This window comes from Sulfuricella sp. T08, from assembly GCF_000971475.1.
Taxonomy (GTDB): domain Bacteria; phylum Pseudomonadota; class Gammaproteobacteria; order Burkholderiales; family Sulfuricellaceae; genus Sulfuricella.
Window position 1 is genome coordinate 18847 of sequence record NZ_DF967538.1, and the last position, 23081, is coordinate 41927.

Consider the following 23081-nt stretch of genomic DNA (forward strand, 5'->3'; position numbering starts at 1 on the left):
ACATGACAAAAATATTTAACAAGCTCGCCTTATCCACCTCAGCGCTGCTCGCCAGCGGCTCCGCCCTGGCAGCTACCGGCGCAGTTGCCGACGAGTTCAAGTGGATGACCTTCGCGGTGTTCGGCGTCATCATCGCCATCACCATGGGCGTGACTTACTGGGCGGCAAAGCACACCCACACCACCTCCGAGTTCTATGCCGCCGGACGTTCGGTGAGCGGAATCCAGAACGGCTGGGCGATTGCCGGCGACTATCTGTCCGCCGCATCCTTCCTCGGTATCGCCGGCCTGATCTCACTCTATGGCTACGATGGCTTCATGTACTCGGTGGGCTGGCTGGTCGCTTACATCACCGTGCTGCTGGTGATCGCCGAACCCTGCCGCAACATCGGCAAGTACACTATGGGCGACATCCTGGCCTTCCGCAATGAGCCGAAGAAAGTCAAGACCGTGGCGGCGCTGTCCACCATCACCGTGTCCACCTTCTACCTGACCGCGCAAATGGTCGGTGGCGGCGTGCTGATCAAAACCCTGATCGGGATCGACTATGAAACCTCCATCGTCGGCGTTGGCATCCTGATGCTGGTCTATGTCGTGTTTGGCGGCATGAAAGCCACCACCTGGGTGCAAATCATCAAGGCCGGCCTGCTCGTGTGCGCCTCGCTTCTGCTGGTGTTCTTCGTGTGGATGCCCTACGGTTTCAGCCTGCCGGATTACCTGCAAGCGGTAGTCGGCGACACCAAGGTACAGGCGCAGGTCGCCAAGCTGCTGGGCGACAAGGCCACCACCATGACGGCGGCTGAACTCGGCCAGCGCTTCCTTGAACCCGGCCTGTTCCTGAAGAGCCCGATCGACCAGATCTCCCTGGGCATGGCACTGGTGCTCGGCACCGCCGGAATGCCGCACATCCTGATGCGTTTCTTCACCGTGCCGACGGCCAAGGCAGCACGACTGTCCGTAATCTGGGCAATGGGCATCATCGGCGGCTTCTACGTGCTGACCCTGTTCCTCGGCACCGGTGCCGCGATGCTGGTCGGCCCGGCCAAGATCGCCTCGATCGACCCCGGCGGCAACATGGCCGGCCCGCTCCTGGCGCAATACCTGGGTGGCGGCGCAGACTCCCTGCTCGGCAACTTCTTCCTCGCCTTCGTCGCGGCCGTAGCCTTTGCCACCATCGTTGCAGTGGTGGCCGGCCTGGTACTGGCAGCGGCTTCCGCCATGGCGCATGACATCTACGTCGGTGTCATCCGCGGCGACCATGCCACGCCACAGGAACAAGTGGTAGCGGCCCGCGTCGCCTCGGTGATCGTCGGCATCATGGCGATTACTGTCGGCATCATGGCCAAGGGTCAGAACGTGGCTCACTTGGTAGCACTGGCTTTCGCCGTGGCTGCCTCGAGCAACTTGCCGGCTGTGATGCTCACGCTGTACTGGAAGAAGTGCAACACCGGCGGCATCATCGCCGGTATGCTGATCGGTGCAATCACCGCCATCGCGCTGGTGATGATTTCCCCCAACATGACCTACCCGCAAGCCGTCATCAAGGCCGCGCACAAAGTCATTGATGGCGACCCTGCCTCTGAGGCCAAACCTGCGGTGGAAGCCAAGTCTGGCGAAGGCTTTAGCTGCGAGTTGTTCGCGACGTGCAAAAAGGCAGAACCTGCGAAAGCAGCCGAGGACGCCAAACCTGCCAAGCCCGGCACCAGGGAAAAACTGGTGACGCTCCAGGCCAAGCTGGATGCCGCGACGGACGAGGCCGACAAGAAGAAAGTCCAGGCCGACCTCGACAAGGTGAAGAAAGCCCACGACAAAGCCGAAGGCGACCTGAAGAAGTTCGATGGGCAGACCACCAGCATGGTGGGCCTGGAGAAGCCTTTCTTCCTGCTCAAAAACCCCGGTCTGATCTCTATCCCGCTCGGCTTCCTGGCCGTAATCATCGGTTCGCTGCTGTACCGCGACCAACGCGCCGAAGACATGTGGGACGAGCTCTATGTGCGCCAGAACACCGGTATCAACGCAGAGGCCGCCAGCGCACACTAAGCGCTACCCTGCTGTCCCTTACCAGCCCCGGCCTTGCGGCCGGGGCTTTTTATTGCGGTTTTTCTTTGCGAATTCAAACTGGCGGCGCTATGATCAACACCGGGTTTCAGCGCTCTCGTTACGATCATCATGCCTCTATCCAAAACACACCAGGAATACTGGAACAAGAATCTGCGCATGACAGCGGCCTTGCTGCTGATCTGGTTTCTGGCCACCTTCCCGGTCATCTGGTTTGTCCGCGACCTTAACACCCTTTCCTTCCTTGGCTTTCCGCTCGGCTTTTACATGGCGGCCCAGGGGTCGCTGATTATCTACGTAGTGGTGGTATGGTTCTATGCCCGCTATATGCACAAACTCGATAAAAAATATGGCGTCGCAGAAGAATAAACACAAAATATTTTTCCTGAGCCTGTCCCGCTATTACGGGTTTTATACCGGCGGCTTCATCGGTTTCGTCATCCTGTTGGCGATTGCCGAGCAGATGGGAATGCCCAACGCCTGGATCGGCTATATCTTCATGGCCGCCACTTTCGGGCTCTATGCCGGCATCGGCGTAATGAGCCGCACCGCCGACATCTCCGAATATTACGTTGCCGGGCGGCGCGTACCCGCCGTGTTCAACGGCATGGCCACCGGCGCCGACTGGCTGAGCGCCGCCTCCTTTATCGGCATGGCGGGCACCTTGTATCTGTCCGGTTACGACGGCCTGGCCTTCATCATGGGCTGGACCGGCGGATTCGTCCTGGTGGCGCTGTTCATTGCCCCCTATCTGCGCAAGTTCGGCCAGTTCACCATCCCCGACTTTCTCGGTGCCCGTTACGGTGGCAACGTGGTGCGCACCGTCGGTGTCTTTGCCGCCATCCTCGCCTCCTTCACCTACGTGGTCGCGCAAATTTACGGCGTCGGCCTGATCAGCAGCCGCTTTCTTGCCATCGACTTCACCACCGGCATTTTTGTCGGCATCGCCGGCATCCTGGTCTGCTCGATGCTGGGCGGCATGAAAGCGATTACCTGGACGCAAGTGGCACAGTACGTCATCCTGATCATCGCTTACCTGGTACCGGTAGTGATGCTGTCGCAACGCATTACCGACGTTCCCATACCCCAGCTGATGTCGGGCCAGGTGCTGCAAAAGGTCACCGAACGCGAAAAGGACATCTTCAACGACCCTCAGCAGCTGAAGGCGCGTGAGATGTTCAGGCACAAGGCTGACGAAACCGATGCCAGAATTAAAGGGCTGCCCGGCTCCCTGACCACCGAACGGCACAATGCAGAGCGCGGCCTGGCCCACATGAAAGCAGCGTCTGCACCTGACGCTAGCGCCATCCGGGATGCCGAACAGACTCTCCAGAATTTGCCCCGGAACGAGATTGAAGCCAGGGAAACCTGGGGACGAGAAACGGAAAAGCTGCGCGCCAGCGCCAAGGCGCCCCACCCCCATGCCGAGCCGTTCCCCGGCGAGAACGAAAAAGAGCGGGACACCGCCCGGCTCAACTTCATGGCTTTGGCCGCCTGCCTGATGATCGGTACCGCTGCGCTGCCGCATATCCTGATGCGCTATTACACCACGCCCAGCGTGAAGGAAGCGCGTCAGTCGGTGTTCTGGTCGCTGTTCTTCATTTTCCTGCTGTATTTCTCTGCGCCCGCGCTCGCGATCCTGGTCAAATTCGAAATCTACACCAAGCTGATCGGCAGCAGTATCGCCGACCTGCCTGCCTGGGTCGCGGCCTGGGGCAAAATCGGCCTGGTCAAGATCGACGACATCAACCAGGATGGCATCCTGCAGTTGGCCGAACTCACCCTCAACCCGGACGTAATCCTGCTCGCCACGCCCGAGATCGCGGGCCTGCCCTACGTCGTATCCGGCCTGGTGGCGGCGGGCGGTTTGGCGGCAGCGCTGTCGACCGCGGATGCGCTGTTGCTGACCATCGCCAACGCCTTGTCGCATGACGTCTACTACAAGATGATCGACCCCTATGCCTCGACCCCGCGGCGCATGATTATTTCCAAAATTCTGCTCTTGCTGGTGGCACTGATCGCCGCTTATTTCGCTTCCCTCAAACCCGACCACATCCTCTCCATGGTAGCCTGGGCCTTTTCGATTGCTGCCTCGGCCTTTTTCCCCGCGCTGGTGCTCGGAATTTTTTGGAAACGCGCCAACAAGTGGGGCGCGGTCGCGGGCATGGCGGTGGGGTTGGGCCTGTGTTTGTTCTATCTGGTCAGCGTCAAGTTTTACGGCATGGCACCCTGGTTCGGCATCAAGGATATCGCCGCCGGAGCCTTCGGCGTGCCCGCCGGCATGCTCACCCTGGTCGTGGTCAGCCTGCTGACACCGTCACCCGACACAGCGGCTCAGAATCTGGTGGAACATTGTCGCTACCCGCACCTGAAAGCCGATGCCGACGGCAGATCCGCCTGATTCATGGCAACTGCCGCCAATTCACTGATTTACGCCACTGTGGACCATTTGGGTCGCCACGCCCCGTTCGACCAAATGGAACGTGAGCATGTGTTGTGGATGGCACAGCGGCTGGAATTGGGTTACTACGCCAAGGACGGAGTCATACTCTCTCCCGAACAAGGGTCGAACATCAAGTTCTATGTCATCAAGCAAGGCGTGGTTCAGGGGGAGCAAGCCGTGGCGCGTGCACAGGAAGGTACCGCCTGGCTCGAACTGCATGAAGGCGAATGCTTTCCCCTTGGCGCCTTGCTATCGAAGCGCCCCGTCACCAGCACCTACCGTGCACGGGAAAACGTCTTCTGCTACGAACTCTCGGCAGAAAATTTTCTCCAGCTCACCCACCTGAGTATCGCCTTCCACGACTTCTGTACCCGCCGTATCGCCAATCTGCTGGAGCAATCAAAACACGTCATTCAGGCGCAATACTCCCACTTCAGTGCCGAACAGCAATCCATGTCCAGTCCTCTGTCCGCCATCATCCGCCGCGAGCCGGTGACCTGCTCTCCAGAAACACCGGTGCGAGAAGTACTGGAAACCATGCATGCTTTGGGCATCGGCGCTATGGTGGCGACAGATCCGGATAACAAGCCGGTCGGCATCTTTACCCTGCACGATGTTTTGAACCGTGTGGCACTGGCTCAACTCGATCTGAGCCTGTCCATTTCCTCGGTGATGAGTACCGATCCCAAGACGTTGCCGCCCCAGGCACACGCTTATGAAGCGGCACTGGAAATGGCGACTCACGGCTTTCGCCATATACTGGTGACAGAAAGCGAACGGCTGGTTGGGATTATTTCCGAGAAGGATCTGTTTTCGCTGCAGCGGGTGGGCTTGCGCCAGATCAGCTCAGCAATTCGTAATGCCGACACGCTCGAGGCGTTAACACGGTCTGCCCACGATATCCGTCAACTGGCCCACAACATGATGGCTCAGGGCGTGGCGGCAGAACAGATGACGCAGTTCATCTCCACCCTGAACGATCTGCTCACTGCCCGTATCATCGAGCTGGAGTGCATGGCGGCGGGCATCATGGAAAGTCCACTATACGCGGGCTTTTGCTGGATTGCGCTGGGATCGGAGGGGCGATACGAACAGACGCTCAACACCGACCAGGATAACGGGATCATCTTTCTGGTACCCGAGGAATCAAGCGCAGACCAGATGCGCCAGACTCTGCTCTCCATCGCACGCCACATCAACGAGGCGCTTGACGCCTGCGGCTTTCCATTATGCACGGGCAACATCATGGCATCCAACCCTGAGCTGTGCCTCTCCCTGGACGAGTGGAAAGAGAAATTTTCAAAATTGATCGACCACGGCGACCCACAAGCATTGCTCAACGCAACGATATTCTTTGATTTTCGACCCCTTTTCGGACAGTCCGAGCTGGCCGAAAAACTGCGCCTCTGGCTGGCCAAACAGGTCGAGAGCAACCCCCGCTTTCTCCACCAAATGGCGACAAATGCGCTGCGCAACCGGCCTCCACTAGGGCTGGTGAGGGATTTTTCAATGGGCGAGGATCATACTCTGGACCTCAAGCTGAATGGGATATCGCCGTTTGTGGATGCTGCCCGCATCTTCAGCCTGGCTACCGGCGGACTGCAAGCAGGCACCTTGCAACGCCTGCGCCAAGCCGCAGAGCCATTGCACGTACCCCCCAAGGAGGCAGAAGCCTGGGTGGAAGCCTTCCTTTTCATTCAGTTGTTGCGCTTGCGCCTGCATCACGAGCAGATTGAAGCCGCACAACCGCTGAGCAACCGGGTGGATCCCGATCATCTCAACAACCTCGACCGGCGCATCCTGAAAGAAGCGTTTCGCCAGGCGCGCAAGCTTCAAGCCCGGCTGGCGCTGAATTACAATCTATGAGATCTATGAGCTGGCTATCCCGTTTTTTTACCGCCCACCCCGAGCTCACGCCGGAACAGGCCCAGCGTCTGGCGGCCTGGCAGGCCCTGCCGGCAGCCGACTTGCGGCAGTCTTTTTCCTTAAGCCGCTATGTAGTGGTAGACGTAGAAACCAGCGGCCTGAATCTCGCCAAGGATCACCTGATCGCAATCGGTGCCGTAGCGGTACAAGGAGGGAAAATCAATCTCGCAGACAGTCTTGAAATCGTGTTGCAACAAAGACACGCCAGCAACAAAGACAACATCCTCATTCACGGCATAGGCGGCACGGCGCAGGAAGAAGGGGTGCAACCAGTGGAGGCGTTACTGTTGTTCCTGGAGTATCTGGGCAAGTCGCCGCTCATTGCCTTTCATGTCGAGTTCGACGAAACCATGGTCAGGCGTGCGCTGAAAAGTAAAATCGGGATGGACTTCAAACACCCCTGGGTAGATCTGGCCTATATCGCACCCGCCCTTTACCCGGATTTGGCACGCCAATTCCGCGCACTGGACGACTGGACAAATTACTTCGGCATTCGCAACTATGCCCGCCATAATGCCTTGGCAGACGCGCTATCCACCGCACAATTGTTTCTTGCCTTGAGCGAACGCATGGCGGAAAAGTCTATCGAGCGCTACAAAGAACTGCAAGAACTGGATAAAGCCCAGCGCTGGGTGGATCGAATCGGCTGATTCAAAACTCCCTTTCAGACTTGTCATAGTGAGCCGATTTATCCAGCATAAAACAGTCATTCAGGTGCCTGACTGGCACTTCTCAACCATGGCCAGTCTCCAGACTACCCTCCTTAGTTTCACGCCTAACCTTGCAGAGCAAGCAAGGAGATGCTGATTGTTCCCGAGCTTTGAGTCGTCGATAGAAATATACGGTTCTGTCGTGTTGCCGGCGCCGTCTTTGACGCCGACTTGGCGGGGCTTTTTGGCAGATCCAACCATCTTGGCCAATCATAGACAGAGTCTTCGCGCGGGCGCAATTGAGCTAAGATTTAATTCTGAGCTGCATCAGCCAATGAAGATCGCCAGAGGCGAACGGCTCCGGCAGCGTCAAAAGGATCTCCCATGAAGATTCATCAACTTTCCGCCGATGAAGCGATCGCGAGCCTGCGCAGCACGCCGCAGGGGTTGTTGTCAGTCGAGGCGACACGCCGGCTCCTCGAATTCGGGCCCAACCGCGTCCAGAAAGTTACCCGCGAGTCATTGATACTGCGCTTTCTCAAGCAATTTACCCAATTCTTCTCCCTGATCTTGTGGATTGCCGCCGGCCTGGCCTTTCTCGCCGAATGGAGCGCTCCCGTGCAGGGCATGGCAAAGGTGGGCTACGCCATCATCGCGGTGATCCTGGTTAGCGGCCTGTTCTCTTTCTGGCAGGAATACCGTGTCGAACAAACCCTGGTCGCATTGCGCAAGCTGCTGCCGCAGCAGGTCAAGGTGTCACGGGAAGACAAGGTGGACCAGATCGACGTGGAGCAACTGGTGCCGGGAGATATCGTCCTCCTGGAACAAGGCGACTACATTCCAGCAGACTGCCGCCTGATTGAGGCTTTCGGCGTCAGGGTCAATAACGCGACGGTAACCGGGGAATCACTCCCCAAAGCGCGAGATATTTCACCCTCCGAAGAAAGTGAATTGATCCACGGCAAAAACATATTGCTTGCCGGCACCTCGATGGTATCCGGGCAGGCCAAGGCGGTTGTCTTCGCTACCGGTATGCATACTGAACTCGGCAAAATTGCCCGTCTCACCCAGGTGAGTGGGGAAACGATTTCTCCTTTGCAAAAGGAGGTCGCGCACCTCAGTCGGCTGATTGCAGCCCTGGCCGTCCTGATCGGGTTGGTATTCTTCGCGATCGGCTGGGCAATCAACGTGCCTTTCTGGCAAGACTTCATTTTTGCCATCGGCATCATTGTCGCCATGGTGCCGGAAGGGCTGCTCCCGACCTTGACCTTGGCACTCGTTCTCGCCACCCAGCGCATGGCAAAACGAAATGTCCTTATCCGTTACCTGCCTTCGGTCGAAACGCTGGGAGCCGTCACGGTAATTTGTACGGATAAGACCGGTACGCTGACCCAGAACCGGATGGCGGTAAAGCAGCTTTTCCTGGGAGGAACGTTCGTTTTGCCGGTTGCAGCCAAACAAGTGCGGCAGTTCGCGGATCACTATCTGCCTTTCTTCCTGGCGGCGCATCTATGCCACGATCTCAAGGAAGGCGAGCAGCGTGGCGAAAAAGTTCTTTTCGGGGATCCCATGGAGATCGCATTGGTCAAAATGGCGCAGCAAGTCCTGCCTACGCCCCCTACGTACCGGAGGCTGGACGAAATCCCTTTCGACGCTGACCGCATGAGACTCAGCACGGTGCATGAAATGCCGGATGGCCCTACGCTGTTCTGCAAAGGCGCGCCGGAAACCGTCTTGCTTCTGTGCAACCGCATCCTGGTGGAGGGGGAGATGCACCCGTTCACCCCAGAACTGCGCGAGAAGGCCCGCGAATCCCAGGATGCCATGGCCCGGCAAGGGTTGCGTGTCCTCGCCTTTGCGTACCGTCAAGTGGAACACCCAGGACAACATCAGCACCTGGAGGAGGAACTCGTTTTCACGGGACTTGCCGGCCTGGAAGACCCGCCGCGCCCGGAGGTGCCGGAGGCGATCCGCAAATGCCACGGGGCGGGCATCAGGGTGATCATGGTTACCGGCGATCACCCTCACACTGCCCGGGCGATCGCCCGGGAAATAGGACTCGTCCAGTCAGACGACCCGCTCGTGATCACTGGGGAACAACTACGCGGTTTCTCTGTTACGCAACTTCGGCTCGTCCTGGATACGCCAGAGCTTATCTTTGCCCGGGTCGGCGCGGACCAGAAAATGCGCATTGTGGACGCACTGAAACAAAAGCAGCATGTGGTGGCAGTGACGGGCGATGGTGTAAACGACGCTCCGGCCCTGAAAAGCGCGCACATTGGCATCGCCATGGGGATTACCGGCACCGACGTGGCTAAAGAAGCAGCCGACATGGTCTTGCTGGACGACAATTTCGCCAGCATCGTGAACGCCATCGAGGAAGGGCGTGCCGTCTTCGAAAATATCCGCAAGTTCCTCACCTATATCCTGGCGCACAATGTTCCGGAATTGATTCCATATCTCGGCTTTGCGCTGTTTAATATTCCGCTCCCATTGACACCCGTCCAGATTCTATCCATCGACATGGCAACCGATTCGCTCACCGCCCTCGGACTTGGTATCGAAAAGCCCGACCCGCAGGTCATGCAGCGACCTCCCCGCTCGCAGCGCGAGCGGCTGTTCGATTGGTCTCTGGCGCTGCGTGCCTACCTGTTCCTGGGCCTGATCGAAGCTGTCGCAAGCATGGCGGCTTTCTTTTTCGTCCTCAACGGAGGAGGCTGGAAATACGGCCATAATCTGGCAACCAACGATCCGCTTTACCTACAAGCCACCACCGCCTGCCTGAGCGCCATTGTTGTGATGCAAATCGTGAACGTATTCCTGTGTCGGAGTGACATCAGGTCTGTAGTTTCCACCGGCCTCTTCAGCAACCGGTTGATTGTTTGGGGCGTCATACTGGAGATTGCGCTGATTCTGCTCATCGACTATACCCCCTGGGGCAATGTCATCTTGGGAACGGCGCCGATTGTGGGGAAAGTTTGGCTTTTTGTTCTTCCTTTCGCAGTCGGCCTTCTGATCCTGGAAGAATTTCGGAAGTGGAGCGTCCGGGTGAGACTGTTCAATCGCGTTTGGGGTTCAATATGCAGTCTCATCAAGGTCAGCCTCGGCAGCCGGCCGTAGAATGCACTGTAGTGAAGTACCCCTGAACCTTGCCTCTTAGCTGCCGCTTATCCAGTAGCCCGCCTTCATCACCATTTCAAAGCACCACCTGAGTACCAACCTCGACTACCCGGTTGGGAGGGATTTTGAAAAAGCTGGCCGCACTACCTGCATTACGGAACATGGCAATAAACAACTTCTCGCGCCACATCGCCATTTCCGAGCCCAGCCGGGGAATCAGCGTTTCCCTGCCGAGGAAGTAAGAGGTGGTCATCATATCGAAAGACAGGCCATATCGCTCACAGAGTTCCAGGGCCTTGGGTATGTCGGGATCATCCTTGAAACCGTAGCGAACGATCACACGGTAGAAATTGTTCGGCAGTACCTGCACCTCGACCCAGTCAATCTCCGGGACATGGGGTACGTCTTCCACTAGCACGGTCACAATGGCGATACGCTCATGCAGCACCATATTGTGTTTCAGGTTGTGCAACAGTGCATGGGGCACGGCGTCGGGATTGCCCGACAGAAACACCGCCGTGCGCGGCACCCGCGTTAACGAGCCAGAATCCAACCCCCGGATAAACGGTTCAATAGCGATCGCTTCGCTCTCCATGCGGGTACGCAAGAGTTTACGTCCCTGTTTCCAGGTGCTCATCAGGGTGAACACGCCCAGGCCGAATACCAGTGGGAACCAGCCGCCATCCTCGATTTTGATGGCGTTGGCGGCGAAGAAGGCAAGATCGATCGCCAGAAAGAATGAGATCAGCAGCCCGCTCCGAATCCATCCCCACCCCCACAGATGGCGCACGACGATGAAAGCGAGGATAGAGGTGATGGTCATCGTGCCAGTCACGGCGATACCGTAAGCCGCCCCCAGATTGGTAGAGCTGCGGAACCCCAGAACCAGGGCAATCACCGCGAGCAGCAGCGCCCAGTTGATTCCAGGCAGATAGATTTGCCCGATCTCCCGCTCCGATGTTTGCTGCACCTCCATGCGCGGCGAATAACCCAATTGGATCGCCTGCCGGGTTATCGAAAATGCCCCGGAGATCACTGCCTGCGAGGCGATCACCGTGGCCGCCGTGGCCAGGGCAACCAAGGGATAGAGCGCCCAGTTCGGGGCCAGCAGGTAAAACGGGTTCTGGATCGCAGCCGAGTTATGCAGCAATAGCGCGCCCTGGCCGAAATAATTGAGCACCAGAGCGGGCAGAACGAGGCCGAACCAGGCGAGCTGAATGGGCTTGCGGCCGAAGTGTCCCATGTCGGCATAAAGCGCCTCGGCACCGGTCAGCGCCAGCACCACCCCGCCCAGCGCGAGAAATCCAAGCCAGGGGTTTGATGCGAGAAAAACAAAGCCATAGGCTGGGTTGAGCGACTTGACTACATTCGGCTCGGTCAGGATGTTGACGATCCCCAGCAGCGCCAGAGTTCCGAACCACAGGCACATGATCGGGCCGAACAGGGCGCCGATGCCCGCCGTGCCTTTGCGCTGGAAGGAGAACAGGGCGACCAGCACCCCAATGGTAACTGGGATCACGTAAGCCTTGAGCGCCGGAGTGGCCACCTCCAGTCCCTCGACGGCGGAGAGCACCGAAATGGCTGGGGTGATCACACCGTCCCCGTAAAACAGTGCTGCGCCGACGATGCCCGCCAGCATGATCGCCGCCCGCCCGCGTTGGCCCTCGGCCTTATGCAGGGCTAGGGCCATCAGCGCCATGATGCCGCCTTCGCCCCGGTTATCGGCGCGCATGATGAAGGCAACGTATTTGATTGACACTACGATCACCAGCGACCAGAAGATCAGGGACAGGATGCCGAGGACGTTATCCGGCGTAACTGGAACCGGATGCGCACCGGCGAATACTTCCTTGATGGCGTAGAGCGGGCTGGTGCCGATGTCGCCGTAAACGATTCCCAGCGCAGCCAAGGAAAGTGGGGCCAGGCGGTGGTCTTGGTGTGCCTCTTGTTGGGTCATAAATTCTCCTGATTCCGAATGGATTAAGACTTGAAACGGTAGCCCACGCCGGTCTCGGTCAGGAGGTACTTCGGCTGGGCGGGATCGGCTTCCAGTTTCTGGCGAAGATGGCCGACGTAGATCCGCAGATAATGGTTGCTCTCGACGAAAGACGGCCCCCAGACCTCGCGCAGCAGATGACGATGGGTCAGGACCTTGCCCGGATTGGCCATCAGGATGGCGAGCAGGCGGTATTCGATTTGCGTGAGGTGGACGGGCTCGCCGCTTCGTGTGACCACACGCTTGGAAAGGTCGGCCTGGACATCGCCAAAAGAGACTACGGGGCTGCTCTCGCTGCTTTTGCCTTGCCGCCGCAAGAGTGCGCGCACGCGAGCGAGCAACTCACCGACGCCGAAGGGTTTGGTCAGGTAATCATCTGCCCCGGCGTCCAGCGCGACGATCTTGTCGTTCTCGGTGGAGCGCGCCGACAGGATCAGGATCGGCACCGCGGACCAGCCGCGTAGGTCGCGGATGAATTCAACGCCATCCAGATCGGGCAGACCGAGATCGAGAACGATCAGGTCGGGCTTGCGGGTGCCGGCCTCGACCAGCCCCTGCTTGCCGCTTTCCGCCTCGAACACGCGGCAGCCTTCGGCCTCCAGCGCGGAACGGACGAAGCGGCGAATCTGCTTCTCGTCTTCGACGATGACGACGCTCGGAGAGATTTCGCTCATATTCAGCTCTCCTCTTCAACCGTGGGCGGCGTACCGCTCGGCAGGGTGAACGTCACGCAGGCGCCGCCTTCCGGCCTGTTCGCCGCATAAATCTTCCCGCCATGCGCGTCGACAATCGCCCGGCAGATCGCCAGCCCCAACCCGACGCCGGGGGTCGCTGATTCTGGAACCCCGCGCACGAACATCTCGAACAGCGCGTGTTGCTTGTCCGGAGGAAAACCAGGCCCCTGGTCGCAAATGGAGACTTCGACGTATCCCCCTTTCACGTTTCCCGCGATTTCGATCAAAGAGTCGGGCGGCGCGTATTTGGCCGCATTCTCCAGCAGGTTGCAGAACACCCGCTCAATCAATACCGCATCGAACTCAACTAGGGGCATGTCCTTGGGCAGAGCGACACGGATCTGATGGTTCGCCAAGCTGCGCCCCAGAATCTGAATACTTGCCCCAATCACTTCCTCGATCAATTGCCATTCCTTGCGCAGCGTGACGCGGCCGGCGTGGAGGCGGGCCATGTCCAAAAGATTTCCGACCAGGCTGGAGAGGCGCAGCGCCTGTTCGCGGAGGGCCTCCGCCGTCTCCATGGCCTCGGCGGAAAGCGGCGGCTTGGCCAGCGCCAGTGAATCGGCCAGCCCCACCAGAGCGGTGAGCGGCGTGCGCAGGTCGTGGGACAGGGCGGAGAGAATCGAGCTACGCAGCCGCTCGGAAACGATTTGCACTTGGGTGGATTGGGCAACCTCCACGTAATGCAGACGCTCTACGGCAATGGCAACTACCGACGATAGGGTCGCCAGCAGCGGTTTTTGCTCCCGCACTGCGTGAGGATTCTGGCTGTTGGGGGCGAAGACGATCACACCGCGTACCTTCATCGGCGCCTTGAGCGGAAAATAGCCCGCCCCGTAGCCATACCCCGACAGTGAGTAGTCCTCGACCGGCTCGCCTTGATCGAAGGCGATCAGCGCGAAGCGCTGCTCGATATGCAGCCGGCTATCCAGTTGGGCGATCGGTTTCAGGTTGTCTTGTTCATCGGGCAGTAGCAGGGCCGCATCGAGAGCGAACCCATCATGCAGGAAGCGGCGGACGATCTCGGACACCTGCCCGATGGTAAGCGCTCCGGCCAGATCCCGCGCCATTTCGTAAAGCGCCCGGGTTTGCTGCTCCTTGAGAGAGGCGCTGTCGGCCTGCCGGCGCAGGCCGGCAGCGAGCTGGCCGGTGATCAGGGCGACCGCGAGCATGACGGCAAATGTCACCAGGTATTGGACGTCATTTACCGTAAATGAAAGCCGCGGCGGCACAAAGAAGAAGTCGAATAGGGCGACACTGAGGAATGCCGCCAGTACCGCTGGCCCGCGACCGAAGCGCACCGCGACCAGCAGCACCGTCAGCAGGAACAGCATGACGATGTTAGTGAGGGCTAGATGCTCCCTGAGCGGCGTGGCGACAAGGGTCGTAATCACGCAGGCAATCAGTGTCCAGCCATATCCTTTTGGAGAGTCGGAACGGGGTGATGGCACAGGCGAATCGGCGTTCATTCTTGCATTCCCTGAAGAGGTTGCTTGATTAGCAGTCTAGTCGGGACTACGTAAAACTCACGGAAATTATGGTCATGTCGGCATAAAAAAACCGTAAAAACTGACATTATTGCGCTACGCTGAACAACCGCTGTGCTAGTGCCACTGAAAAAGGCATTTCACCACCAAGGCACTCGGACAATATTTTCACGGCAGGAAAGCCGCCATTGCACACCCTGCGCGGTTTAAGCTGCTAGGCGGGATACACTGCTGTCAGTTCCGTGCCCTTGATGCGGTCATAGTAGCGAGCACGGTATAGCAGACGTCGACAGCTCTCATCGTCGCTGAATGCGGCGCGGTCATGTAGCACGTTGTTGCAGATCAGGCCCATGCCCGGTTCCATGCGGCCACGGAAAATATAGGGCGAATCACTGTTCAATAACTGATCGAGAAAGGCGACGGCAGCTTCCACCAAGGGCGTCCTTTTCCAGCTGATGCTACGCGTTCTGGCGGTGTAGCGCATGTGCAGATCACCGCTTGCTGGGTGCAGGGAAAACACCGGGCCGGTTTGGTCCGGCCGTGCAATACCGTCATCATCCATGCGCGCGGGAATGGTCATGACATCCGGCTCCATCAGGGCGCGAATGTAGTCTGGATTGGCATCGCGCAGCAGAATGTAAGCAATTTCATGATCCATCAAACCATTGGATCCGCCGCTGGCCGCGCTGCACACGCAGTGCAGCTGCACCGCCCAGATCTTGCGCTCGGGCGGGTTGTAATAGCCGTCGGTGTGCCACTTGATCGGCCGGTCGGTATAAGGGATGTAATGCTGACGCTCACCACTGGCATGCACGGCGATCGAAGTGATGCCATCGTCATCGGCAAGCAGATTACGGTCGAGTCGCTCCAGGCCGAACTGCAGGCCCAGCTGGCGTGCAATTTCCTTATCGGCTTCCTGACCCACCTTGCTGACGTGTAGCGCCATGTTGGCCTTGCGGCACAGAGCCAGAAGGGCATCACGCTCGGACGGAGTCAGGTACCGCGGATCGTTGATCTGCACCACCAGATCAGCGAAGCTGGCTGGATAGTTTTCCAGCTTGCGGCTGCGCCAGTTCTGGTAATCGGCATCGTTGTCGAGTGCGAAGGGATTGAAGCGGGGATGACTCATGGAAAACCTCGAAATGGCGTGTATCCTGTCTGCCGGGGAGTATACCGGCCTTTGCCGGAGCGATAAAGAAGCGCCATGCGTGCGATTTAGGTTCAATTCGAATGCTGGCAACCAGTCTCCTGCGCACGCAGGCGGAAGTCGCGGATATTGCCCTGCCCGGCCATCCGGCCATGCGATTGATCGCGCCGCGCCTCATCATCGCCCCGCGCCTTCCCTTTCAGGCTTTATTCCTGCTGTTCTGGCTATGGCGGGCACTGGCGGTGTTTCTCAAGTGCTCTCTTTGCACCCTCTATGGGCTTGAATGCTGACGGTAGTCTGCACTTTCAAGGCGGCGCGTGCAGAAAGTGTTTGGCTTAAACTGCGGCTGCTTTGAGCCTGAAACCCTCAGTTGACCACTCGACTGAGGTTTCCAGATTGAATCACACAGCACCCTCGGCATGGGATATGTGGACACGGTTCCGGCCTTCATTTTTGGCGGCATAACACGCAGCGTCGGCCAGATTCAGCGTATCAGAAATCGAACGCCCGCTCCGGATGGGAACCAGCCCGATACTGACCCCCAGGGAAAAATGATGGGAACGCCAATGAAACACAAAATTTTCAATCGTCACGCGAATTTTTTCGGCAAAACTCGCGGCTTGGTCCAGGGTGCAATGTTCCATCAAGACGCCGAATTCATCACCACCCAGCCGGGCCAGCGTGTCACGCGAACGCATTTGTCCTTCCAGCAGCGTGGCAATCTGCCGCAATAATTCGTCTCCGGCAATATGGCCACAGGTGTCGTTGATGATCTTGAATTTGTCGAGATCGAGAAAACACAGCACATGCTGTTCTGGAGATGTGGCGGTGCCAGCCAGAACCCGCTGCAGCCGCTTCTCGAATTCACGCCGGTTGATCAGGTTGGTGAGCGCATCATGCGCTGCCTGGTGCGCCAGTTGTTCTTCCAGCTTGCGCTTTTCCGTGACATCCCGGCAGATAACCAGCAATCGCGGCTCTTGCACGCCCGGTTCCAGGCTGACGCGCTGATGGACCCAAAAAACCGAACCATCCTTCCTGATTTTCCGGTATTCGATACCATTGTCATCGGATGGGTTGTGGAAATGCTTTCCCACATACTCGAACACTGCGCGCTGATCTTCGGGGTGAATCACTATTGCCGCAGACTCGCCTATCAGTTCTTCGACTTCATAGCCGAGCATCCTGGCACCTGTGTGATTGATGGACAGGATCTCGCCCACTGCATTGATTGAAGTATAAATATCCGGGGCATTTTCGTACAAAGCCTGGTAACGTGCCTCGCTGGCTTTTAAAGCTTCTTCCGCCCGCACGGTATCCGTAATATTTCTGAAGATACCCCGCGTCGATATGGATACCCCTTCTTTGATGATCGATCCGCAATCACCGGCCAGATGAACAGTTTCACCCGACTTGTTCAGGAACTTGAATTCGATGCACGTCAATGCTTCACCATTGAGCAGGCGCTTGAAGCGGTCCCGGCAACAGAGCTGGCTATCCGGATGCAACACATCCAGAAGGTTCAGCGACTTCAACTCCTCTTCGGTATACCCCATGGCTGTTCGCCATGCGGGATTCGTGTAGATGAAGGAGCCATCTGGCGCAATGCACTGGATCAGATCGCTGGTGTGATCAAAAATATCCAGGTGGCGCTCCTCGCTTTCGACCAGTTTCTTCTCGACCTTGCACCGGGCCTTCTCTTGCTCTGCATGCTTCAGGAAGGCATCGATCAGGTCGGGAAGGCGTTCCAGGTATTGATCGTTGCACCGGATAAACTGATACACGCCAGCTTCCAGGCAACGAATTGCGATTTCTTCATCCCCCGTGCCCTTGATCACGACGATGGGAATTTCAATGCCCTTTTCGCGCAGCGTTGTTGCAAACTCAAGGGCGGAAAAGTCGGAAAGCTCGAGATCGCTGAAAGCCATGTGCCAATCCTGGCTTTCCAGCGCCTGGTGCAAGTCTTGTTGCTTATCGATACGATGGACGAAAATCTCGGCATCGTGCGGCTGCAGCGCTTGCTTGATGGCAGCGACCGTTTCAGCCGAGCTTGCCATCAGCAGATTAATCATCTTTGCAGACATTAAAGCCGTATCCTGAAAGAAGTTACATTAGGCCAGTTCACGGCCTTAGGCAAAATGAAGATCGCTTGCACCAGCACAATGGCGAACTTCAACGCGTACCGCCGACATCTTGAACCGACTGACCTCGCTTTGCAACTGTTGCACCAGGCGGTTCAAATGCTGAGCGGTATCCGCCGCCAGAGCTTCCCCTCAGGGCAGAAAAGCCGCCACTGCAGCCCATCCAGCAAGCCCGATCAGCAACACTGCCCACAGCACCCGCCGTGAAGAAATCGCCTCATCATTGTTTCCGTTCTTGTACCCATTGATCATGCTGCGCACCAGGTTCTCGCGATGAAGCAATCCGCTCACCACTACACCAGCCACGTGAAATCCGACCACGGCAAGCATGGTGCTGGCCAGGACATCATGGAATTTTTCCAGCCATTCGCCGCCAAGTTCATTATAGGCCAACCAGCCACTGCCTGCCGTGGCGAATCCGAGCAGGACCAGCAGATAGATTGCATAGCTGCCTGCCGGGTTGTGGCCGATCCAGTGGCTCTTCTCTCCACGCAACAACCCGGCGAGATAATCCAGCGCCTGCCGCGGCGAAAACAGAAACGAGCTGAAGCGTGCGTAACGTGTACCGGCGATTCCCCAGAATATCCGGAAAGCCAGCACGGCCACCATCACATACCCGGCAGCCACATGAACCAGCCGAAAAGTTTCACTCTCGCCGGTCAGCCACGCCACAGCGAAACTCGCCACCAGCAGCCAGTGACCGACGCGCGTCGGCAGATCCCAAACCAGTATCTTGTTCATGATGCCTTCTCCTTATTCCCAGCGCCGCCCATCAGGCATGCGGATGCTGTGCTCCGACCAGTCGCCGCGCTCGGCGGTCACATGGCAGGCAGTGCAGTTGGCGCGACTTTTAACCTTGGCATGCGTCCAGACTGAATTTGACACCTCGCGGTGCTCGCGCTGAAACCACGCCGTGTCGGTGATGCGCAGCGTGTTCGCGCTGTACCTCTGATCCCGCGCCGCATAGCGCTCAAGGAAGGCCAGTATTTCGACTCCTTCCTTCGCATCCAGTGTGGCGTTGGCGCCAAAGTGGCGATCCAGCTCCTTCATCATCTGCCGCCAGTTTGCCGCTGTCAGCAATTGGGGAGGATAGGCCATGTGACAGCTGCCGCACTCGGTCTGCCATTGTGGGTTGCCGGGTACGGTAAGCTTGTGGCCATCGGCAAGCGCCGAAGATGAAAGCGCAATTAGCAGGATGGCAATGAACGTTTTCATACCCGACCTCCCTTACTGACAAATTGAATAAAATCGGCTTTTTCCGCAGTGCTGCACTCGCGCCCGACCACCTCCTGGCAATTTCGCCTGAACCATTTTTCGACCTTGGCCGAACTGGTAAAGCGTTGCGGGTTTACGGCGGGAGAAAGCGGGGCGATGCGCTTGCTGGTCACCACATGCTTTCCTTCCGCCGCAGGCTGGTCGCTATGGCAGGTTGCGCAACTCGGCATGGTTTGCGACACGCCCCATTTGCGCGTAAAAAAACCCTGCCCGCGCTCCGCTGAAGGGGCGAAACCCGGCGTGGCGCGTGCAGCCTCTGCCGAGTAGCCGGCAATCAGGCTGGACGGGTTTTCCGCGTAGGCGCCGCCGGCGCCTACAATAAACAGAATGGCGACGCCTATTTTCTTTGCAGTCATAATACAATCTCCTTTATCCAACAAACATTTCCGATGTGCTTTTCCTGAGGCTCGGAACAGAGTGTGAACCATGAGTCTTAACCGATGCTTAATGGACTGAAAACAGCTGTAAAGGCACTGCGATGAGAGTCCTTCTGGTCGAGGATGACCTTCTGCTTGGCGACGGCATGCGGAAAAGCCTTGGCCACCTGGGCTTCACCGTCGACTGGCTGCGCGACGGCAAACAGGCGGAGCACGCCCTGGCCAGCGAGGCTTATGACGCAGTAGTGCTTGACCTCGGATTGCCGCAGCTCGACGGCCTTGCCGTGCTGCACTCGGCACGGGAAGCCGGATTGCGCACCCCGGTGCTGATCCTGACCGCGCGCGACACCAAGCCGGACAAGCTCAAGGGCTTCAGCCTGGGCGCCGACGATTACGTCATCAAACCGGTCGACATGGAAGAACTGGCCGCACGGCTGCACGCGCTGATTCGCCGTTCCGGCGGCCATGCCGCGCCGCGCCTGCGCATCGGCGCCATAGAGCTCGACCCGGCCGCGCGCCAGGCCTGGCGGGAAGGCGAGGCGGTTGAATTATCGGCAAAGGAATTCGCCATCCTCGAACAGCTGATGCAGAACGCCGGCCGCGTCCTGACCCGCGCGCAGCTTGAAGAAAGCCTGTACGGCTGGGGTGACAGCGTCGACAGCAACACCGTCGAAGTCTTCGTCCACCACCTGCGCAAGAAGCTCGGCGCCGGTTTCATCCGCACCCTGCGCGGCATCGGTTACAGCGTGGAGCGGCCATGAGCCTCCGCCAGCATTCCCTGCAAATCCGGCTGATCGGCCTGATGCTGGCCGCTGTGCTGATTTTCGGCTTGGCTGCGGGCATCCAGAGCTACCACAATGCCCTGCACGAAGCCGACGAAATCTTCGATGCCCAGCTCGCCCAACTTGGCCAGACCCTGCTAGCCGTCGCCATCCATGCCGACGACGACGAAACCGCAAGCAACGGACCGATCGCCCACAAATACCAACGCAGTTTGGCCTTCCAGGTTTGGAGCACAGAACATGACCAGCCTCGCCTGCTCCTGCATTCCGGCAAATCCACGTCGGTGCTGCCCGACCCGTTGCCGGAAGAGGGCTTTAGCCATGGCGAATTGCAGGGGGAACGCTGGCGCTACTACCGGCAGCGCGACCCCAGCCGCGAACTGGAAGTAATCGTCGGCCAAAGCGATCTGGCGCGCAACGATCTCGCCAGGGAAGTCGCCTGGCATAACCTGCAGCCCTTCCTGTTCGGCCTCCCGCTGCTGGCTATCGCGGCGCTGATCGCCATCCGCCTCGGCCTGCAGCCGCTGCGCAAGCTGGCCCACGAACTGCAACAGCGCTCGCCGGAACGGCTCGACCCGGTTCGCCTGGAAGACAGCCCGACCGAAATCGCGCCGGTAATCGAAGCGCTCGACCGCCTGTTCGCCCGTGTCGCCGCAACCCTGGAGAACGAGCGGCGTTTCACCAGCGATGCCTCGCACGAACTGCGCACCCCGCTTGCCGCGTTACGGGCGCAAGTACAGGCCGCCATGCTGACCGAGAATTCGGTGGAACGCCTGGAAAGCCTGCACAAGGCATTGCAGGGGACTGACCGGATGAGCCATCTGGTCGGGCAGTTGCTGACACTGGCCCGGCTTGATGAGCTTTCCGCCTCGACTCACCTCGAACCGGTAGACCTTGCCGCAGTGACCCGCGAATGCTGCGCCGAACTGGGGCCCGAGGCACTCGCCAGAAATATCGAGCTGGAATTGAATGGGGAAGACACCGCGCCCATTTCAGGTTCGCCTGACCTTCTGCGTGTGCTGGTGCGCAACCTGCTGGACAACGCCATCCGTTATACGCCCGTAGGGGGGCATATCATTGTGGCGATAAGAATCCTGAAAAATTCAGCGCAGCAACTTGAAGTCTGCGATAGCGGCCCAGGCGTGCCAGACGAGCAACTCGCCCAGCTGGGTCAACGCTTTAGCCGCTTCAACCCAACTCAGGCCGAGGGCGTCGGGCTGGGGTTATCCATCGCCCTGCGGATTGCGGAAATTCACCGGGCCCGTATTGCCTTTTCCCGTGGCACTGCGGCCGGCGGACTCAGGGTGAGCGCCGAATTCCCGCCCCTTTCCCATTAACCCTTTGCAACCTGGGCAGACAGGCGCGCGCCAATCTGTTCTTGACTAATGCCCGGTTTAACGCTTTAATAGCGCGCTTCGGTTTTAGCTGGTTTGATCTATCATTCCGACGTAAAATCAGTTCCCGCTTAAATAGCACGGCCCGGTAGCTCAGTCGGTAGAGCAGAGGATTGAAAATCCTTGTGTCGGTGGTTCGATTCCGCCCCGGGCCACCAGAATTTGTAGTGAATAAAAACCCCCTGGGGGTTTGCCCTTGGTCACCATGATGGGGGGGCTGCCTCATCGAACGGCCTCGCTCCTTGCCAAGCCTGCGGCGAAAAGGGCACAATTGAGCCATGCAGTTATTCACCCTCGGAATCAATCACCAAACCGCCCCCCTGGCAGTTCGCGAACAGGTCGCCTTCCATGCTGAAACCCTGGAACAGGCGCTGCACGACCTGGTCGGCCATCACCCGGTAAAAGAGGCAGCGATTCTTTCCACCTGCAACCGTACTGAAATCTACTGCAACACCGACAGCCCACAGCAAGCCATCGAATGGCTGGCGGATTACCACCACATCAAGCCGCAGGCGATCGCGCCACACCTCTACACTCTGCCGCAAAGCGAGGCGGTAAAACACGCTTTCCGTGTCGCCAGCGGGCTGGATTCGATGGTGCTGGGCGAGACCCAGATTCTCGGCCAGCTGAAGCAGGCGGTGAACACCGCCGAACGAGCCGGCACCCTGGGCACACTGCTGCACAAACTGTTCCAGCGTACCTTTTCGGTTGCCAAGGAAGTCCGCACCCAGACCGAGATCGGCGCCAACAGCGTTTCCATGGCCGCCGCCGCGGTACGGCTGGCGGAACGCATCTTCCCCTCAATCAGCGAGCAGCGCGTCCTGTTCATCGGCGCGGGCGAGATGATTGAGCTGTGCGCCAACCATTTCGCGGCGCAGCACCCCAAGCACATCACCGTTGCCAACCGCACCCTGGAGCGCGCCAGCGCGCTGGCCCTGCGACTGGGCGGCAGCGCCATTACCCTGAACGAACTGCCGGATCACCTCGCCACCCACGACATCATCGTCACCTCCACCGCCAGCCCCCTGCCGATTCTGGGCAAAGGCCTGGTCGAGCGCGTCATCAAGCAGCGCAAGCACCGGCCGATATTCATGGTGGACCTGGCGGTGCCGCGCGACATCGAGGCCGAGGTCGGCGAGCTGGACGACGTGTTCCTCTACACCGTGGACGACCTCGCCCAAGTGATCGAAGCCGGTCTCGGCAATCGTCAACTGGCCGCCGAGGAAGCCGAGGCGATCATCGAGGTTCAGGTGGAAGATTTCATGCACTGGATGGATACGCGCAGCGTCGTGCCCACCATCCGCGCCCTGCGCGACCACGCCGAACGGCAGCGCCGCCACGAGCTGGAACGCGCCCAGCGCCTGCTCGACAAGGGAGAAGACCCGCGCGAAGTGCTCGAACAGATGAGCCGTGCACTCGCCAACAAATTCCTGCACGACTCCAGCCACGCTCTCAACCATGCCAGCGGAGAAGACCGCGCCCAGCTCGAAGCGCTGCTGCGCCGTCTGTATCACATTCACCCCGAATAATCCCCACGAATAACCCAAAGACTTCC

At 58.7% G+C, this 23081-nt stretch carries 18 protein-coding genes and 1 tRNA gene; 11 read left to right on the forward strand and 8 right to left on the reverse strand.

Translation table 11 applies throughout. The features are described 5' to 3' along the window. Positions 1–2: 2 nt before the first annotated feature. From SCT_RS09185 to SCT_RS09210, 6 genes are all read left to right on the forward strand, one after another. A complete protein-coding gene (locus SCT_RS09185; protein WP_059421995.1) occupies positions 3–2039 on the forward strand; it encodes a cation acetate symporter in 2037 nt (678 codons plus the stop codon). Between the two features lie 129 nt (positions 2040–2168). Beyond that, positions 2169–2426 (forward strand): DUF4212 domain-containing protein, encoded by a 258-nt coding sequence (locus SCT_RS09190; protein WP_059421997.1) that lies wholly within the window; start codon positions 2169–2171, stop codon positions 2424–2426. Next, complete coding sequence (locus SCT_RS09195; RefSeq protein ID WP_059421999.1) at positions 2407–4458, forward strand: sodium:solute symporter family protein; 2052 nt, start codon at positions 2407–2409, stop codon at positions 4456–4458. Before SCT_RS09190 ends, SCT_RS09195 begins: the two co-directional genes overlap by 20 nt. Positions 4459–4461: 3 nt before the next feature. Next, positions 4462–6366 carry a DUF294 nucleotidyltransferase-like domain-containing protein gene (locus tag SCT_RS09200; protein ID WP_059422001.1) on the forward strand — a complete coding sequence of 635 codons (1905 nt, stop codon included), beginning with the start codon at positions 4462–4464 and terminating at the stop codon, positions 6364–6366. 5 nt (positions 6367–6371) lie between these two features. Then, on the forward strand, positions 6372–7076 hold the full coding sequence (locus SCT_RS09205; RefSeq protein WP_059422005.1) for a PolC-type DNA polymerase III: 705 nt from the start codon (positions 6372–6374) through the stop codon (positions 7074–7076). 384 nt (positions 7077–7460) lie between these two features. Beyond that, the gene (locus tag SCT_RS09210; protein ID WP_059422007.1) at positions 7461–10196 is read left to right on the forward strand and encodes a cation-transporting P-type ATPase; all 2736 of its coding nucleotides are present in this window, start codon (positions 7461–7463) and stop codon (positions 10194–10196) included. Between the two features lie 76 nt (positions 10197–10272). On the opposite strand, the gene SCT_RS09215 is transcribed toward SCT_RS09210, so the two are convergent. The 4 genes from SCT_RS09215 to SCT_RS09230 all read right to left on the reverse strand — a co-directional run bounded on the left by SCT_RS09215 (position 10273) and on the right by SCT_RS09230 (position 15542). Then, entirely contained in the window at positions 10273–12153 is a 1881-nt protein-coding gene (locus SCT_RS09215; protein WP_059422009.1) for a potassium transporter Kup, read from the reverse strand. A gap of 23 nt (positions 12154–12176) precedes the next feature. Continuing rightward, positions 12177–12866, reverse strand: coding sequence for a two-component system response regulator KdpE (gene kdpE / locus SCT_RS09220; protein ID WP_059422011.1), 690 nt, complete (start codon positions 12864–12866; stop codon positions 12177–12179). Between the two features lie 2 nt (positions 12867–12868). Continuing rightward, entirely contained in the window at positions 12869–14395 is a 1527-nt protein-coding gene (locus SCT_RS09225) for a DUF4118 domain-containing protein (protein WP_082098268.1), read from the reverse strand. Positions 14396–14627: 232 nt separating this feature from the next. Beyond that, positions 14628–15542 carry a TauD/TfdA family dioxygenase gene (locus tag SCT_RS09230; protein ID WP_059422014.1) on the reverse strand — a complete coding sequence of 305 codons (915 nt, stop codon included), beginning with the start codon at positions 15540–15542 and terminating at the stop codon, positions 14628–14630. 101 nt (positions 15543–15643) lie between these two features. On the opposite strand from SCT_RS09230, the gene SCT_RS09235 reads away from it, so the two are divergent. Then, the gene (locus tag SCT_RS09235; protein ID WP_059422016.1) at positions 15644–15850 is read left to right on the forward strand and encodes a hypothetical protein; all 207 of its coding nucleotides are present in this window, start codon (positions 15644–15646) and stop codon (positions 15848–15850) included. A gap of 111 nt (positions 15851–15961) precedes the next feature. Here the strand turns inward: SCT_RS09235 and SCT_RS09240 are convergent, their stop codons facing one another. The 4 genes from SCT_RS09240 to SCT_RS09255 form a co-directional block, all read right to left on the reverse strand. Further along, positions 15962–17641, reverse strand: coding sequence for a bifunctional diguanylate cyclase/phosphodiesterase (locus SCT_RS09240; protein WP_059422021.1), 1680 nt, complete (start codon positions 17639–17641; stop codon positions 15962–15964). A 189-nt stretch (positions 17642–17830) separates the two neighbouring features. Then, positions 17831–18439, reverse strand: coding sequence for a cytochrome b/b6 domain-containing protein (locus tag SCT_RS09245; protein ID WP_059422023.1), 609 nt, complete (start codon positions 18437–18439; stop codon positions 17831–17833). Positions 18440–18451: 12 nt separating this feature from the next. Then, entirely contained in the window at positions 18452–18913 is a 462-nt protein-coding gene (locus tag SCT_RS09250) for a diheme cytochrome c (RefSeq protein ID WP_059422024.1), read from the reverse strand. Next, a complete protein-coding gene (locus SCT_RS09255) occupies positions 18910–19329 on the reverse strand; it encodes a DUF1924 domain-containing protein (protein ID WP_059422026.1) in 420 nt (139 codons plus the stop codon). The genes SCT_RS09250 and SCT_RS09255 overlap by 4 nt, the downstream gene beginning before the upstream one ends. A gap of 122 nt (positions 19330–19451) precedes the next feature. On the opposite strand from SCT_RS09255, the gene SCT_RS09260 reads away from it, so the two are divergent. The 4 genes from SCT_RS09260 (at position 19452) to hemA (ending at position 23055) form a co-directional block, all read left to right on the forward strand. Then, the gene (locus SCT_RS09260) at positions 19452–20111 is read left to right on the forward strand and encodes a response regulator (protein ID WP_059422029.1); all 660 of its coding nucleotides are present in this window, start codon (positions 19452–19454) and stop codon (positions 20109–20111) included. Beyond that, positions 20108–21469, forward strand: a complete 1362-nt coding sequence (locus SCT_RS09265; protein WP_059422030.1) for an ATP-binding protein — start codon at positions 20108–20110, stop codon at positions 21467–21469. Before SCT_RS09260 ends, SCT_RS09265 begins: the two co-directional genes overlap by 4 nt. Before the next feature lie 139 nt (positions 21470–21608). Further along, positions 21609–21684 (forward strand) — tRNA-Phe (locus SCT_RS09270). 120 nt (positions 21685–21804) lie between these two features. Then, positions 21805–23055, forward strand: coding sequence for a glutamyl-tRNA reductase (gene hemA / locus SCT_RS09275; protein ID WP_059422032.1), 1251 nt, complete (start codon positions 21805–21807; stop codon positions 23053–23055). The last annotated feature ends 26 nt before the right edge of the window (positions 23056–23081 follow it).